We start from the raw sequence: 15,625 nt of genomic DNA on the forward strand, positions 1-15,625 counted from the left end.
GACAAGCCCCGGGCCTTGGTTAGCTCAAGCGCTCCTTCAGCTGCCGATAGGTGCCATAGTGGCGGTCGAGATGGCGGCGCATTGCCGTCTCGGCGGCGTCGGGGTCTCCGGACTCGATAGCTTCGACGATCTCGGTGTGCGCCTGTAACGCAGCCTGGTCTTCCCCCTCACGCTGCAGAGCGTGGGCACGACGATCATCAAGCCATTCGGAAAGTGCCTCATGGATAGCATCGAAAATAGGGTTGCATCCGATGCTCGCCAGCACACCATGGAAGTCGTTGTCGGAGCGCTTAAACCGCGCTTCGTCACCCAGCACCTCACGGTTGGCCTCGAGTGCAGCGCGAAGCCTGGCCCGGTCCTCATCGGTTGCATGGATCGCAGCATGACGGGCCAGCGATATTTCGAACATAGCCCTGGCTTCCTGGAAATACTGCTGGCCCTCCGGTTTGGCCAGCAGTTGACGAGTGACACCCGACAAGCGTGCCATGACGGCCTCAACCGTGGGCCGAATCACCCGTGCCCGGGTACCGCTATTGATGGCCACTAGGCCCAGTTGCTGAAGATAGAACAGCGCTTCCCTCACCGCCGGACGCCCGACACCGAATTGCTCCATCAGCTCGCGCTCAGAAGGCAACTGGTCATTCTCCTGAAGCCGCCCCTCGAGAATCTCCGTCTCCAATTGCTCGGCGACCTGCTCAGACAGCGTCTTGCGCTCTACGCGATACCTGCTCATCAGTGTCTCTCTTCACTAAGCCTGGTTCGGCACGCCTCGTCAGGCGCGCAATCCTGTGACTATCTTACTGCATCCGACCGAGGCTCTGCTGATGAATGCTCATCCAACGCCTCGATCCCTAGCACCTCGGCCAGTCGCCGATAGTCCGACTGGTTGGCTACATCCAGGGGGATGCCTTCGAGATCGCGGCGAGCCTGACAGCGCCATTCCCGGTCGCCAGGCGCCAGAACCTCCTGACCGTTGATGGCCGGCCGGGAGCGCAGATCCTCCAGATAGTCATGCAGACAACGCTGGAAGCCGGCCCGGTCGATGAAGGCCTCGGGATTCATGACTAGGAAGAAGTGGCCAACCCCTCGCGGAGTGGCCAGGTCACTCCCCCCCATCGGCAAGAGCCTGAAGCCGTTCAGCATGCCAGACAGGGTGGAGCTCAGGACTTCGACGACCCCGGCCAGACCCGCCCCCTTGAAACCGAATGTAGCGCCCCCCAATGGAAGTAAGGCACTGACTTCATTGGGATAGCTGGTCATGACGCCCTGTTCATCGGCCGCCACGTCTGGAGGCAGCTCACGATCGATAGCGCCGTATTGCTGTACACGATTCCAGGGAATCGAGCTAGTGGCCATATCCAGCAGGTAGGGAGCCTCGCCCTCAACGGGGGCGGCGAAGGCGATGGGATTGGTGCCATGAAAGGCTGACTGACTGCCATGCAGCAATACGAATGGATCGGAATTACACACGGTTAGCCCGATCATGCCCTGCTCAGCGGCGGCCAGAGCGTAACAGCCTGCCGCGCCAAAGTGCGAGGAGTTACCCACCGCTACGGCGCCAACCCCGACCTCCCGCGCCATCTTCACGGCATGGTCGACTGCCGTATAGCCAGCCAGATGGCCGAAGCCGTCGTCGGCATCCAGATAGCCAGTTGCGGGGAGGCGCCGCGAAAGCCGCATAGTTGGTTGGGAATTGACGCGCCCTCCATCGAGGACCTTGAGGTAGTGCGGCAACAGCCGTAGGCCATGGCTGTCGATACCCATCCGTGAGGCCGTGACCAATGCCCGGGTCACGGCGTTAGCCGAGGCTTCGTCAGCCCCTCGTGTCAACAGGGCCTGACGAATGAAGCGCTCGAGGTCTTCAACCGCAACGCGGCAGGCCTCATGTCGTGGATTCATCATAGATCGAAACTCATTCCAAATTCTGGGGAGGAAAAAGGCCCGCCGCCATGGCGACAGGCCCCATTCAAGACTGAGTTGCCTGTCCGGCCCTTCTCAGCGATATACGAGAGTGGGAAGCCACAGCGAAATAGCCGGAATAAAGGTCACCAACAGCAGGGCGATAACCAGCGGCACCAAGAATGGCAGGGTTCCACGCATACACTTCTCGAAGGAGATGTTAGAGACTCGTGACAACACATAGAGCACCATACCCACCGGGGGTGTCAGCAGCCCGATCATCAGGTTGAGAACCATTATCACCCCGAAGTGAACCGGATCCACACCGGCCGCTACAGCCACTGGCAGTAACACAGGCACCAGGATGGTGATGGCAGCGATGGTTTCCATGAAGCAGCCAACCACAATCAACACCAGATTGATGATCAACAGCATGGCGACAGGGTTATCGGCGAACGGCCCAAGCAGGGTCAATACATGTTGTGTAACCTGATTGCTGGTCAGGATCCAAGCGAATATAGAAGCACCGGCCACGATCATCAGGATCACTGCCGTCGTCTCGATGGTTTCCATACTCACCCGAAGTAGGCGTCGCCAGGTAAGAGTTCGGTAGACCACACCTCCCAGGAACAGGGCATACACTACCGCCGCGATAGCTGCCTCAGTGGGCGTGAAGGCCCCGGTGATAATTCCCCCGACAATGATCACCGGCGTCAGCAAAGAGAGGAAGGCTCGTGCGAAAGTTATGCCCAGAATACGAAGCGCAAATGACGTATCACGCTGATAACCGCGCCGACGCGATAGCCAGGTAATCATTACCATCAGCACCAAGCCCATCAACAGTCCAGGGACTAGGCCAGCCGCAAAGAGCTGACCCACTGACACCGATGCCATGACACCATATATCACCATGGGAAGGCTGGGAGGTATGATAGGCCCAATGGTAGAAGAAGCCGCGGTAATTCCCACCGCGAACTCTTGATCATAACCGGCATCTCGCATGGCCTTTATCTCAATGGTCCCCAGTCCTCCAGCATCCGCTACTGCTGCTCCAGACATACCGGAAAAGACTATACTGGCACCGACATTGACATGCCCAAGCCCACCCCGCATCCACCCCATCAGGGCCTTGGCAAAATCGAAGATACGTGTCGTTATTCCACCATTATTCATCAGGTTGCCGGCAAGAATGAAAAAAGGAATAGCCAATAGAGGAAAACTGTCAATACCATTGACCATTCGGTGAACAACGACCACATCAGGCACGCGCCCAGTGAGTACAACATACAACAAGCAGGCACCCGCCAGGCTGATAGCAATGGGGACGCCAAGTACCAGCATGGTAAACAGGGCAGCAAAAAGGAAAACCAGATATTGGCCTAAAACGGCCAGGACAATACAGCCGACAACCGCAATAATGGCGATCAAAGGTGGAATTATAGGGCCTCGCCGGCGTGCGACCATGGCATCGGGCATGATGGTGTCTCCAGGCATGTCTGTCATGTCTCGTCGTCGGTAAATATCAGCTCGCTGGTCCCTTCACGCCAGTGGCGGACAGCCACTTGAATAGAACGCAGAAGCATCATTAGGAATCCGACCAAGACTAGGTAATAAATTACGCTCTTCGGTACATCTACAGACACCATCATCGAGTTAGTTCGCTCGGCTAACTGATAGGTAATCCAGGATGCGATCCCGTAGAAGGCAATGCGTATGAAATCCACCAGTGTCGATGTCACGCGAGCCATGGCATCTGGCATGTACCGATAGAAAAACTCGACGGCGATATGGGAGCTTTTCCTAACTGCCATAGCGCCTCCAAGAAACCCCACCACTATCAATAGATAACGAGCCATCTCTTCAGTCCAGGCAAGGGAGTTACCCAACACATAGCGACTGAAGAACTGTAGAAATACATCGAAGGCCAATACCCAGAATACCGCCAGGGTCACATAGTCCTCGATGGCATGGTTTCTGAAGTCGAAGCTATCTTCTTCGATGATATGAAATTCATCATTATCAGGTGAATGCGATTGATCAGACATGACCGCCTCCTTGAGGCGCCACCGAACACATTACATGCACGGTGGCGCGTTTGCAGAGCGTAACGTTAGGAGCCGATAGCCTGAAGGCGATCATAGGTCTCCTGAGACCATGTCGCGTTCTCACCGTTATGGAAAGGTACGACAGCCTCACGGAAGGGAGTCGTATCTACCTCGTTGACAGTCACCCCTTGATCCTCGAACCAGGCCACCAGATCCTCCTCAGATTGCAGAATTTCCTGAGTAATTTTCTCCCCAGCTTCCTGATAGACATTACTAAATATCGCACGGTCTTCCTCGGACAGGCGGTTCCAGAGGGGACCACCGGCGATGGTGATCAGCGAATCAGTAATGTGCCCAGTTAGATTTATCGTATCCTGCACTTCATAGAAGGCCTTGGCCTGGATCGTCGGCAGTGGATTCTCCTGGGCATCCACCACTCCCTGCTGCAGCGCGAGATAAACCTCGGAGAAGGCGATAGGCGTCGGGTTGGCGCCAACGGCCTCCGGGAACATCATATAAAGGGGAGCATTGGGCGTTCGGATCTTGAGATCCTGCATATCCGCCGGCGTATTGATCGGCTCATTGGAGGTCACATGGCGCTTGCCGTAGTAGTTCATGGCCAGCGGAACGTTGCCAGTGGCATCCTGATAGCCTTGGGCAATATCCTTGAACAGATCACTGTTGGCATAGGCCTGCCAATGATCGAAGTCGCGGAACATGTACGGCGCACCAGCGATGCCGACAGGACCATATGATCGAGCCGCAAACTGGTTACCGGTATAGATTAGATCCACGGTTCCCAGGCTCAGCCCCTCGTTGATATCCGCTTCTTTCCCCAGCGATGACGCTGGATGGACTTCGACCTGATAACGCCCGTCCGTACGCTCTTTAATTTCATCTGCTGCCCACAATGCCCAAGTATGATAAGGCTCAGAGGTCTCATAGACGTGGGCGAAATTTAGAGTCTCGGTGGCATTAGCCATTCCGGAGACACCCACACCGGCCAGCAATAAGGACGTGTAAACCCAGCGCTGGAGCTTGTTGTTGCGGTTGCTAGCGTTATACATCTAATTGTTCTCCTAGCTTCACAGCTGCACATGAGGAATGGAAGTCGAGTGAATACAGATGGGTTTATTGCATACCTGTCATACCATCATAAAGAAAACTAGGCATTTCATCTCAGTGGCGCAACCTCAGGACATGGAGACTTTCGTATGAGAGCGTGCAATCTGCCATAGACGCACCAACAGCTCATCATCACCAAAACCACCGGCCTTGGTGAGCAGAGGCCACTCATCTCGCCCCTCCGGGTGCCCCAGAACCACACCAGGCTCCCACTCGCCAATCACCGTCATGACCCCCTCATCGAGCCGCCGCAGCACAGCCATGGCAATATCACCACCGGTCAAGAACCCCAAATGCCGTCGATTCTGCAAAGTGCAAAGGCCAGATACAAAGGCCTCGCCCAAACGATTGGCAACGGTATCCGCTGAATCGCCATCCCCAGGGCCAGGGACCAATAGTCGATTGCAGGTCGCCAAGGGCACTTCGTCATCCCGCAGGACCTCCGTCACCGGCATGTCGGAAGCCGTCTCACGCAGGCGCGCGACCTGCCGCTGCGTCTGAAGACTGCGTGAGCCGACCACCAACCATATGCCCATGCCATCGCAAGGCGGACTGAATTGCTCCTCCCCGTATAGGTATCGAGCCAACGCTCCCGTCAGCCCCGCCGCCCCCACCGCCAGCCAGCACTCCCGCGCCGCCCAAATCTCTTGGGCCAACCGGTACAGATCAGCATCCGTCTCGACATCCGCAACAACTGGACCGGAAGGTAACGGCTGACCGGGTGTTATCTTTCTCGGTCGCGCCCCCTTCCCGGCAAACAAGGCATCTAGAGCTTCTAGTGGAGGGCGCGAACGTGCATCCCGCGCGAAGTCAGTAGCTTCCAGTGGGATACCATGCACGAGGACCCGACCGCGGCGAGTGGTCCGCCCCTGTGCTGGAACAGCGGGAGCCACCAACACCGACCGCGCTAACTCCCGAGACGCCGCCAGGCTCTCGGATACCGCATGCCCTCGTAGCGTCGAATCGATCTTCTTGAACCACAAAGCAGGAGATAGCGAGGCCAGCAGCGACACCGCCCTCTCCACCCGGTCTATGGCACTCTGTGCAGACAGATGACGAGACTCGGTATTCACCGCCACCACTTCGGGCGGCTCCATCCCCCAGCGCTTCATGGCCATTGGCAAATGCTCGAGGGTCACCACTACTCGAGTCATGGCGCCCCGTGAGGCAAAGGGTGCTGCTGCATCCAATGCGCCGGTCAGATCGTCAGCGACGATGGCGACGCGACAGCCATTCATATCCCGCCTCCCTCGGCCAGGCGCTGGCCATAGGCGATAGCCGCACCCATGTTGGTGGCATCGGCACGCCCCTGCCAGGCAATATCGAAGGCAGTGCCGTGATCCACCGAGGTTCGGTGGATCGGTAGGCCGAGACTGACATTGACGGTACTGTCAAAGGCGATCAGCTTGACGGGGATATGCCCCTGATCATGGTAATGTGCTACAACCAGATCGAACTCTCCCCGCCGAGCGCGATAGAAGACGGTATCTGCCGGTATCGGCCCGCTCACATCCAGGCCTCTTGCCTGGAGCGCTCGCACCGTCGGGGCGATGATCTGATCATCCTCGTCGCCAAAGATCCCCCCTTCACCGCAATGCGGGTTGAGGCCTGCCACGGCGATCCGTGGCGCCGACAGCCCCAACGCCACCAGATGCGCATGGCCGGTCTCGACCGTGGCCATGATGCGCTCCTCCGTGACGCGCTCGATGGCCTCGCGCAGCGAGACATGAGTCGACACATGAATGCTCGACAAGGTATCGGAAGCCAGCAACATGAACGAGGACGGTGCCTCCGTCAGCGCGGCCAACATACCGGTATGACCATCATAATGGTGGCCCGCCGCATGCAGGGCTGCCTTGTTGAGGGGCGCCGTGACGATGACACGAGCCTGACCTGCCTTCACCAGATCGACGGCCAACACCACGCTGCGATAGGCCATTTCTCCGGCTGCGGCGGATATCTTGCCATCCGTCACTGGATCGTCTGTCTCGAGCTCGATCTGCGCCACGGCGATCTCTCCCATCGCGGGGACAGGAATTCCTGGCCGCCAGTCGACCAGCGGCAGGTCGATGTCCAGCATCGCGGCCGCTCGCCGGAAGGTTGCCAGATCACCTACCAGCAAAGTGGAAGCCCGATCGGCTGGAGGCATGTCTAACAAGGCCCGACAGACGATTTCGGGACCGATGCCTGCCGGATCACCCATGGTGATGGCTAGGGCAAAGGGAATGCGATTGCTCATGGTGTCAGCTGCCCCCCATTGACCTCGATGACCTGCCCTGTCACATAGGCACTCAGGGCATCCGTCGCTAGGAACAGGTAAGCACCGACACAGTCATCAGCCGTTCCCAGCCGCCCCATGGGAATGGTGGAGCGGGCTGCCTCAAGTTGAGCATCGCTGGAATAGCGACCATGGAAGTCGGTCGCAATAGTGCCCGGCGCCACGGCGTTGACACGAATGCCTTCCGCCGCCAGTTCCTTGGCCATGTTGCGCGTTAAGGTGCTGACGAAGCCTTTGGCCGAGGCATATAGACCGGCACCGGACCCTCCTCCGTTGCGCGCTGCGATCGAGCTGGTATGGATAATGTTGCCGCCCCCCTGGCAACGAAAGATCGACAACGCCGCCCGGCTCGCAGCCACCACTGACCGAGCATTGAGGTCCATCACACGGTCATATTGCACATCATCCATTTCCTCCAGCCCCACGCGGCCCAGCATATCTCCAGCATTATTGATCAATACATCCAGCCCACCCATCTGCTCGGCAGCCCGTTCGACGATAGCGGCAGCCTCAGATCCAAGGCTGACATCACCCTGTACCAGCATCGCTCTGCCCCCTGCATTGACAATGTCATCGACGACTCCCCGGGCCGCTGCCTCGCTGGCATAGTAATGCACGATGACGATGGCCCCGTTCCGCCCCAAGCTTCTGGCGACTGCCGCACCAATCCCACGGCTGGCACCTGTGATCAACACTCGCTTGCCTTCCAGTTCCTCAAACACTTTCGCCGATCTCCATGTATTGACCGTAATTCGGTTGAGAATTATGGAACTTGACCGATGGCATACCTATCATACAATGAGACAATAGATGTAACCGGCATGACGTGCCAATTTTTTAAGGAAATAGAGCTCATGAACCAACTAAGAGGCAAGCAACTGATCGGCCAGCAGGCCGTGCTCAGCGACGGCACCGCGATTCAGGCCGTCGATCCCGCCACCGGCGAGACCCTGTCCCCGGGCTATCCCGCCGGCGGCCAGGCCGAGGTAGAACAGGCCTGCGCACTGGCCTGGGCCGCCTTCGACACCTATCGCGAGACCGGCCTCGAGGCCCGCGCCGCGTTCCTCGAGACCGTGGCCGACGAGATCGAGGCCATCGGCGATGATCTCATCGTGCGCGCCATGGCCGAGTCCGGCCTGCCGCGCGCGCGGCTCGAGGGCGAGCGCGGCCGCACCTGCGGCCAGCTGCGCCTGTTCGCCTCCGTGGTGCGCGCCGGCGAGTGGCTCGACGTGCGCCTCGATCCGGCACTGCCGGAGCGTCAGCCGATGCCGCGGGTCGACCTGCGTCAGCGCCACATCGCCCTGGGCCCGGTGGCCGTGTTCGGCGCCTCCAACTTCCCGCTGGCGTTCTCCGTGGCCGGCGGCGATACCGCCTCGGCACTCGCCGCCGGCTGCCCGGTGGTGGTCAAGGCCCACGCCGCCCATCCCGGCACCTCCGAGCTGGTCGGCCGCGCCGTACAGCGCGCGGTGGCCAGGTGCGAGCTGCCCGAGGGCGTGTTCTCGCTGCTCTACGGCTCCGGCCGCGAACTCGGCCAGGCGCTGGTGCGCGACCCGCGCATCAAGGCCGTGGGCTTCACCGGCTCGCGCAGCGGCGGCACCGCGCTGATGCAGGCCGCCCAGTCGCGCCCCGAGCCGATCCCGGTCTACGCCGAGATGAGCTCCATCAACCCGGTGTTCCTGCTGCCGGAAGCGCTCCAGGCCCGCGGCCAGGCGCTGGGCGAGGCCTTTATCGGCTCGCTGAACATGGGCGCCGGCCAGTTCTGCACCAACCCCGGCCTGGTGATCGCCGTCAAGGGCGAGGCGCTCGACGCCTTCGTGGCATCCGCCGCCGAGGCGGTGAAGGGCTCCGCGGCCCAGACCATGCTGACGCCGGGCATCCATGACGCCTACGTGCAGGGCGTCGACGGCCTGGTGGCCAGCAGCAAGGCCCGCGAGGTCGCCCGCGGCAACGCCGGCGACGGCCCCAACGCCTGCCAGACCGGCCTGTTCGTGGCCTCCGCCGAGGACTTCATGAGCGACGAGGCGCTGCAGGCCGAGGTCTTCGGCGCCACCTCGCTGGTGGTCGAGTGCGCCGACCTGGCCGAAGTGCAGCGCGTGGCCGAGTCCCTGGAAGGCCAGCTCACCGCCACCCTGCAGATGGACGACGCCGACCTGGACGCGGCCCGTGCGCTTCTGCCGATCCTCGAGCGTCGCGCCGGCCGGGTGATGGCCAACGGCTGGCCGACCGGCGTCGAGGTGTGCCACGCCATGGTCCACGGCGGCCCGTATCCGGCGACCTCGGACTCGCGCACCACCTCGGTGGGCAGCACGGCGATCCATCGCTTCCTGCGTCCGGTGTGCTACCAGAACCTGCCGCAGGGGCTACTGCCCGAGGCCCTGCGCGACGGCAACCCGGCCGGCGTCAGCCGCCTGGTCGACGGCCAGCGCGAAGTGTAAGTATCGACACCCCAGCTGCCTGGCGATGGGGTTGATGTCCAGATTCCATCAACCCCATCATGCTGACTATGAGCACAACAGCAAATACAATACTGTTGGTAAGACACCACCCTCACTTCGTCATTTCCGACAGACATCCCCTAAAGTTTCATTCATTCTTCACCAAAATGGAGCGGCACCACCCCACCCTAGATGCTACAACCGTCATCTCCACACAATATCCATTATTAATATGACCTCGTCTTCCTCTTATTCCCACTGCCGCTTTTCTTTATCCACTCAGACATCGATGTCTCATCTTCACGACTCTCCCCATCCGCCTTCCACCAGTCATACAGCTAGCATTCCTCTCCCACCAGGGTAGCGACGAATTCCGTCAACATCAGCGACCAAGGCTCTTCTTTTCGCGTCAATACACCGTAGTACCCCAGAGGCTCGCCGATGGTCAGCGGCAGCACCGCGAAGCGCCCTTGGGAAAAGGTCGTACTGATCACCGAGCTCGGCAGCAGCGCCAAGGTGTCGGTGCTCGCGACCAACTGAAGCGAGGCCTGGGTGGAGGTGGTCTCGATGACATTACGTGGCGATGCCACCCCGGCTTCGGCCAGAGCCGCCTCGAATAGCCCGCGCATGGGGCTAGCCATGGGGTGCAGCACCCAAGGCCAGAGAACCACCTCCGACAGTTCAGGCGTGCCGTGGCACAGCGGGTGATCCAACCTTGCCACCACCGACACCGGCTCTTCTTTGAGCGGCAGAAAGTCGAACAGGTGCCGCTGAGACGGCTCGGTGTAACGCCCGATGACGGCGTCGAGTAGCTTGTATTCGAGATCCACCAGCAGTCGGTCGCTGGAGTTTTCGATCAACGAGATGGCCAGCCGAGGCCGATTAGATTTCAGCGTCGCCATGGCTCTCGGTAGCATCACCGGCGAGGCACCGGGAACACTACCCAACGCCAGGCGGCCATGACCTCCCTCACGCAACGAGGCGAGCTCCTCCACCAGGCGATCGGTATCGTTGAGCAGGCGCCTGGCATACCTCAGCACCACTTCCCCGGAAGCCGTCGGCTCCATGCGTCCGGGTTCCCTGAGGAAGAGCGCCATTCCCAGAAACCCCTCGATATCTTTGAGCATCTTGCTGGCCGCCGGCTGGCTGATGTTCAGCTGTCTTGCCGCTGCATGCATGTTGCGACTTTCGTCCAACGATACCAGTAACACCATATGCTTTAGCCTGAGCCATGCCTTGACGTGAATACCGCTAACATGGGCCATAGAGAGAACCATCCAGGTGAGGGAAAAACACATGATAACTTGAAGTTATCGGGGGACAAAAAACTTACATTGGCCGTCTTTTTGATGACCTGCTTAGACTGGCCAAAGCGACGAAATCGACCGCCCATTTCACACAAGGGGCGAGCGATATCAAGCAGGCGCCTTCGCTTCCCTGAGCGCCAGCCCAATAACCAATAACTTCCACAACAAGGCGGCCAGCATGACCACCATCACCCGGGTCGACGCCCGCGATATACGCTTCCCCACCTCACGCCAGCTCGATGGCTCCGATGCCATGAACGCAGCACCGGACTACTCCGCCACCTACGTCATCCTGCACACCGAACAAGAAGATGAAGGACACGGGCTGAGTTTCACCATAGGTCGTGGCAATGATCTGTGTGTCGCCGCCGTCAATGCCCTGGCCCCGACCCTAGTCGGCAGAAGGCTCGAGGACATCACCGCCGATATGGGGACCTTCTGGCGAGAGCTTACCAGCGGCGATAGCCAGCTGCGTTGGCTCGGCCCCGAGAAGGGGGTGATGCACCTGGCAAGCGCCGCCCTGATCAACGCCCTGTGGGACTTGTGGGCCAAGCGCGAGGGCAAGCCCATCTGGCAGCTGCTGGTCGACATGACACCGGAACAGCTGGTGCGCTGCCTGGACTTCCGCTTCGTCACCGACGCCATCACCCCGGAAGAGGCTATCGCCCTGCTTCGGCGCAAGGCCGGCACAAAAGCCGACCGTACGGCCGAGATGAAAGCCGACGGCTATCCCGGCTACACCACCTCCGCCGGCTGGCTCGGATACTCCGAGGACAAGATGCGTCGGCTGTGCCGCGAGGCCTTGGCCGAGGGCTGGCAGCACTTCAAGCAGAAGGTCGGTGGCGACATCGAGGAAGACCGTCGCCGCGCCGCCATCCTGCGCGAGGAGATCGGCGAAGGCCGCACCCTGATGATGGATGCCAACCAGATGTGGGACGTGGACGAGACCATCGTCAACATGCGCCGCCTAGCGCAGTACAACCCGCACTGGATCGAAGAGCCCACCAGTCCCGACGACATCCTCGGTCACGCCGAGATCCGTCGCCGCCTGGGCGGCGGCAGCGAGGGCGGTATCGGTGTCGCCACCGGTGAACACTGCCACAACCGGGTGATGTTCAAGCAGCTGCTGCAGACCGGTGCTATCGACTATTGCCAGCTCGACGCCGCGCGCCTGGGCGGGCTCAACGAGGTCATCATCGTGGTGCTGCTGGCCGCCAAGTACGGCGTCCCGATCTGCCCCCACGGCGGTGGTGTGGGCCTGTGCGAGTACACCCAGCATATTTCTCTATTCGACTACATCGCCGTCTCCGGTTCGCTGGAAGGCCGCCTGCTGGAGTACGTCGACCACCTCCATGAGCACTTTGTCGACCCAGTGCGTATCAGCCAAGGTCGCTACTTGGTGCCCGAGGCGCCGGGCTACAGCATCACCATGAAGCCCGAGTCCCTCGAGATGCATCGCTACCCCGAAGGAGCGGCCTGGCAAGACGTTTAAGCCGCCCCACCGGCCGCTCGGCCCAGAGCCGACAAGCTCTGGGTCGAACGGCCCGCACGCCAAGCAAAGGCCAAAGCGCTACGCAATGGCCGGCACGCCACGCAAAATGGAGAGAAGCATGACAACAATCACAACCCCCACTATCCCCTTCACCCGTCGCAGTCTGGGCGCGGCAATTACCGCCCTAGCCCTCGGCGGCCTGTCGCTGGCGGGTATCGCCACCAGTGCCCAGGCCGCCAGCGGGATGCCGCCGATCCCCGAGGTAGACGGTCCCGTAGCCGAAGGTGACGGCAACGATTACACCCTCAAGTTCAGCATCGGCACCACCCAGTCCGGCGCCCAGTATCGAGGCCTGGAGTACTTCGAGGATATCGTCGAAGCACGCAGCGCGGGCCATATCCAAGTAGAACTATTCCACAGTGCCCAGCTTGGTGATGACCTCCAGGCGGTCAGCGCGCTGCAGTCCGGGACCCTGGAAATGACCGCGCCCTCGACCTCACCGCTGGTCAACATGTTCCCGGAATTTGCGGTATTCGACCTGCCCTTCCTGTTCCCGACACCGGAGGTGGCCGATGAAGTGCTCGACGGCGAGATCGGCGATCAGATGCTGGAAACTGCCAGCACCAACGGCCTCAAGGCCATCGGCTGGGCTGAGAATGGCTACCGTCAGTTGACCAACAGCCAGACCGCGGTGGCCACCCCCGAGGACCTGGACGGCCTCAAGGTGCGAACCATGCAGAACCCGATCCACCTCGACATCTGGAAGACCTTGGGCGCCAATCCGACCCCGATGTCCTTCGCCGAGCTATTCACGGCGCTGGAACAGGGCGTGGTAGACGGTCAGGAAAACCCCTGGATCACTATCCAGTCCTCCAAGTTCAATGAAGTGCAGGACTACGCCACCGAATCCAACCACGTCTATACCCCCTTTATCACCCTAGTCTCCGAACGCTTCTGGAGCGACCTCCCCCAGGGCTATCAGGAGTTGCTGGTAGACGCCGCCCACAAGATGGGTAACTACCAGCGTCATGTCAGCCGTACCCTTAATGACCAGATCAAACAGGAACTGATCGATGAGGGAATGAACATCACCGAGCTGACACCAGAGCAAGTAGCTACCTTCCAGCAAACCCTGTCGCCGGTATACGACGAGTGGCGCGAAAAGATTGGCGGAGAGTTGATCGACGACATCCGAGCCGTTTCCCAGTAAGCCATTACCCGGCACCACCACCTATAGAAGGTGGTGGTGTTGTCGTCACCATGGAGGTGACTCATGACGACCCTTTCTTCCACCTCCACCCCGGGGTTCCTGGGGTGGCTAATCACCACGCTACGCATCGCTATCGGGCTACTGGTCCTCGGCGTGGTGTTCTGTGTGACCGCCAATGTCTTTGGGCGCTTCGTGCTCAACACTTCCTACGCCTGGGCCGAAGAAATGTCACGAGTGTTTTTTATCTGGCTGGTGCTGCTCGGTGCCGGGCTAGGCAGCCTAGAGAAAGAGCACGTAGCAGTCACTTACTTTAAGGACCTGGCTCCGTCCGGGCTACGGCGCATCCTAGGACTAGCCGCAGTAGCGGTTATCTACCTTGTCTGTATATGCATCCTCTTCGGCTTCAAGGAGCTGATCTCTGGCTACACCAGCTCTACTCCCATGCTAGGCATTCCCAAGACTTGGCTGTACAGCGCCATGCCAGTGATGGCTGGTCTAACCCTTATCGCCAATACCTTAGCCCTCATTGCCTTACTCAGGAGATCCGACCCATGATCCTGTGGAGTATTCTCATTGGTCTGGCCATCTGTATCTTGATCGGCATGCCGATCTCCTTTGGACTAGGCGCCATCAGTCTTTTCATCTTCTTCTACTCGGACTATGCCTTGTCACCGATCGTGGCCCAGGCAGTCAATGGACTCGATTCCTTTCCACTACTGGCCATTCCGCTATTCATCCTAGTGGGTGAAGTAATGAGCGAGGGTGGCATCGCCTCCCGGCTGGTACGCCTGGCCAGCGCGCTGGTAGGCTTCGTCGCCGGCGGCCTTGGCCAGGTGGCGGTGATGACCTCGATGTTTTTCGGCGGCATCAGCGGCTCCGCCGTGGCTGACGCCTCGGCTGTGGGCAGTATGATGATCGAGCCGATGAAGCAGCATCGCTACAGCGCCCCCATGGCCACGGCTATCGTGGTGGCAGCCTCGGTAGTAGGCATCATCATTCCCCCTTCCATTCCAATGATCCTGTTCGGCGTGGTCACCAATACCTCTATCTCGCAGCTGTTCCTCGCCGGCATCATGCCGGGCATCCTGATCACCTTGGCTCTAGCCGCTACCACCTACATCCAGTCACGCAAGAACGGTAAAGGACAGGCTTTCTCCTTCCCAGAACTTGCCAGCGCCCTGAAGGACGCTATCCTGGCACTCTTGTTGCCCGTGATCATCGTCGGCGGCATCCTCACCGGCATCTTCACTCCCACCGAGAGCGCTGCCATTGCTCTCGTCTACGCCCTCGCGGTGTCTTTCTTCATCTATCGTAGCCTCTCGCTAAAACGCTTCTTCGCCCTGTGCGTAAGCACCGGCCGGCTGACCGGTGTAGTGATGCTGCTGCTGGCCTTCGCCAGCGTCTTGGCCTGGCTTCTGACCGCAAACATGATTCCTCAGCAGTTGGTGGTGAGCCTATCGGCGATTACCGAGAACAAGCTGCTCCTCCTGCTGCTACTGTCAGCTTTCCTGCTAATCGTCGGTTTCTTCATGGATTTGACCCCGGCCATGGTCATCCTGGCCCCGCTGATGACGCCGGTGGTCGTCAAGCTCGGCATCGATCCCGTTTACTTCGGCGTGCTGATGTCTTTCATTCTCGGGATCGGCCTGATCACCCCTCCGGTGGGGACCGTGCTTTACGTGGGCTGTGGTGTCGGCAAGGTCGGCATGGAAAGTCTGGTCAAGAGCCTCCTGCCCTTTTACTTCACCCTGGTCGCACTGCTGGTGCTGTTCCTGTTGTTCCCCGGAGTAGTCCTGTGGTTTCGATGAATACCGGCGGTCAATGGCCGCCCGCT

Annotated in this window: 14 protein-coding genes; 5 read left to right on the forward strand and 9 right to left on the reverse strand. The window is 59.9% G+C overall.

The window, feature by feature from the left end; genetic code table 11:
• Positions 1-19 precede the first annotated feature (19 nt).
• From nanR to C9J49_RS04505, 8 genes are all read right to left on the reverse strand, one after another.
• Positions 20-733 carry a transcriptional regulator NanR gene (nanR, locus tag C9J49_RS04470; protein ID WP_107181637.1) on the reverse strand — a complete coding sequence of 238 codons (714 nt, stop codon included), beginning with the start codon at positions 731-733 and terminating at the stop codon, positions 20-22.
• Positions 734-792: 59 nt separating this feature from the next.
• Complete coding sequence (locus C9J49_RS04475; RefSeq protein ID WP_258393771.1) at positions 793-1,902, reverse strand: Ldh family oxidoreductase; 1,110 nt, start codon at positions 1,900-1,902, stop codon at positions 793-795.
• 93 nt (positions 1,903-1,995) lie between these two features.
• Positions 1,996-3,375, reverse strand: a complete 1,380-nt coding sequence (locus C9J49_RS04480) for a TRAP transporter large permease (protein WP_107181638.1) — start codon at positions 3,373-3,375, stop codon at positions 1,996-1,998.
• Between the two features lie 23 nt (positions 3,376-3,398).
• Positions 3,399-3,944 carry a TRAP transporter small permease gene (locus tag C9J49_RS04485; RefSeq protein ID WP_107181639.1) on the reverse strand — a complete coding sequence of 182 codons (546 nt, stop codon included), beginning with the start codon at positions 3,942-3,944 and terminating at the stop codon, positions 3,399-3,401.
• Between the two features lie 65 nt (positions 3,945-4,009).
• Positions 4,010-5,011: a sialic acid TRAP transporter substrate-binding protein SiaP gene (locus tag C9J49_RS04490; RefSeq protein ID WP_107181640.1), complete on the reverse strand. Its 1,002-nt coding sequence runs from the start codon at positions 5,009-5,011 to the stop codon at positions 4,010-4,012.
• A gap of 126 nt (positions 5,012-5,137) precedes the next feature.
• Positions 5,138-6,307 (reverse strand): four-carbon acid sugar kinase family protein, encoded by a 1,170-nt coding sequence (locus tag C9J49_RS04495; protein WP_107181641.1) that lies wholly within the window; start codon positions 6,305-6,307, stop codon positions 5,138-5,140.
• A complete protein-coding gene (pdxA, locus tag C9J49_RS04500; RefSeq protein WP_181454240.1) occupies positions 6,304-7,308 on the reverse strand; it encodes a 4-hydroxythreonine-4-phosphate dehydrogenase PdxA in 1,005 nt (334 codons plus the stop codon). Before pdxA ends, C9J49_RS04495 begins: the two co-directional genes overlap by 4 nt.
• A complete protein-coding gene (locus C9J49_RS04505; protein WP_107181642.1) occupies positions 7,305-8,069 on the reverse strand; it encodes an SDR family NAD(P)-dependent oxidoreductase in 765 nt (254 codons plus the stop codon). The genes pdxA and C9J49_RS04505 overlap by 4 nt, the downstream gene beginning before the upstream one ends.
• Before the next feature lie 132 nt (positions 8,070-8,201).
• Here C9J49_RS04505 and C9J49_RS04510 point away from each other — a divergent pair, with 132 nt between their 5' ends.
• Positions 8,202-9,782: an aldehyde dehydrogenase (NADP(+)) gene (locus C9J49_RS04510; protein WP_107181643.1), complete on the forward strand. Its 1,581-nt coding sequence runs from the start codon at positions 8,202-8,204 to the stop codon at positions 9,780-9,782.
• A gap of 338 nt (positions 9,783-10,120) precedes the next feature.
• Here the strand turns inward: C9J49_RS04510 and C9J49_RS04515 are convergent, their stop codons facing one another.
• The gene (locus tag C9J49_RS04515) at positions 10,121-10,996 is read right to left on the reverse strand and encodes a LysR family transcriptional regulator (protein WP_181454241.1); all 876 of its coding nucleotides are present in this window, start codon (positions 10,994-10,996) and stop codon (positions 10,121-10,123) included.
• 271 nt (positions 10,997-11,267) lie between these two features.
• Between C9J49_RS04515 and C9J49_RS04520 the strand changes: the two genes are divergently transcribed.
• The 4 genes from C9J49_RS04520 (at position 11,268) to C9J49_RS04535 (ending at position 15,599) form a co-directional block, all read left to right on the forward strand.
• Positions 11,268-12,581, forward strand: coding sequence for an L-fuconate dehydratase (locus C9J49_RS04520; protein WP_107181645.1), 1,314 nt, complete (start codon positions 11,268-11,270; stop codon positions 12,579-12,581).
• A gap of 118 nt (positions 12,582-12,699) precedes the next feature.
• Complete coding sequence (locus C9J49_RS04525; RefSeq protein ID WP_107181646.1) at positions 12,700-13,791, forward strand: TRAP transporter substrate-binding protein; 1,092 nt, start codon at positions 12,700-12,702, stop codon at positions 13,789-13,791.
• A gap of 63 nt (positions 13,792-13,854) precedes the next feature.
• Positions 13,855-14,346, forward strand: a complete 492-nt coding sequence (locus C9J49_RS04530; protein ID WP_107181647.1) for a TRAP transporter small permease — start codon at positions 13,855-13,857, stop codon at positions 14,344-14,346.
• Positions 14,343-15,599: a TRAP transporter large permease gene (locus C9J49_RS04535; RefSeq protein ID WP_107181648.1), complete on the forward strand. Its 1,257-nt coding sequence runs from the start codon at positions 14,343-14,345 to the stop codon at positions 15,597-15,599. The genes C9J49_RS04530 and C9J49_RS04535 overlap by 4 nt, the downstream gene beginning before the upstream one ends.
• Positions 15,600-15,625 lie beyond the last annotated feature (26 nt).

Origin of the sequence: Halomonas sp. SL1 (genome assembly GCF_003030865.2) — a bacterium.
GTDB lineage: Bacteria > Pseudomonadota > Gammaproteobacteria > Pseudomonadales > Halomonadaceae > Halomonas > Halomonas halophila.

Bases quoted from the DNA above. Each gene is read 5' to 3' on its own strand.
- nanR (WP_107181637.1), bottom strand. From the start codon at position 733: ATGAGCAGGTATCGCGTAGAGCGCAAGACGCTGTCTGAGCAGGTCGCC.
- C9J49_RS04475 (WP_258393771.1), bottom strand. From the start codon at position 1,902: ATGATGAATCCACGACATGAGGCCTGCCGCGTTGCGGTTGAAGACCTC.
- C9J49_RS04480 (WP_107181638.1), bottom strand. From the start codon at position 3,375: ATGCCCGATGCCATGGTCGCACGCCGGCGAGGCCCTATAATTCCACCT.
- C9J49_RS04485 (WP_107181639.1), bottom strand. From the start codon at position 3,944: ATGTCTGATCAATCGCATTCACCTGATAATGATGAATTTCATATCATC.
- C9J49_RS04490 (WP_107181640.1), bottom strand. From the start codon at position 5,011: ATGTATAACGCTAGCAACCGCAACAACAAGCTCCAGCGCTGGGTTTAC.
- C9J49_RS04495 (WP_107181641.1), bottom strand. From the start codon at position 6,307: ATGAATGGCTGTCGCGTCGCCATCGTCGCTGACGATCTGACCGGCGCA.
- pdxA (WP_181454240.1), bottom strand. From the start codon at position 7,308: ATGAGCAATCGCATTCCCTTTGCCCTAGCCATCACCATGGGTGATCCG.
- C9J49_RS04510 (WP_107181643.1), top strand. From the start codon at position 8,202: ATGAACCAACTAAGAGGCAAGCAACTGATCGGCCAGCAGGCCGTGCTC.
- C9J49_RS04515 (WP_181454241.1), bottom strand. From the start codon at position 10,996: ATGGTGTTACTGGTATCGTTGGACGAAAGTCGCAACATGCATGCAGCG.
- C9J49_RS04520 (WP_107181645.1), top strand. From the start codon at position 11,268: ATGACCACCATCACCCGGGTCGACGCCCGCGATATACGCTTCCCCACC.
- C9J49_RS04525 (WP_107181646.1), top strand. From the start codon at position 12,700: ATGACAACAATCACAACCCCCACTATCCCCTTCACCCGTCGCAGTCTG.
- C9J49_RS04530 (WP_107181647.1), top strand. From the start codon at position 13,855: ATGACGACCCTTTCTTCCACCTCCACCCCGGGGTTCCTGGGGTGGCTA.
- C9J49_RS04535 (WP_107181648.1), top strand. From the start codon at position 14,343: ATGATCCTGTGGAGTATTCTCATTGGTCTGGCCATCTGTATCTTGATC.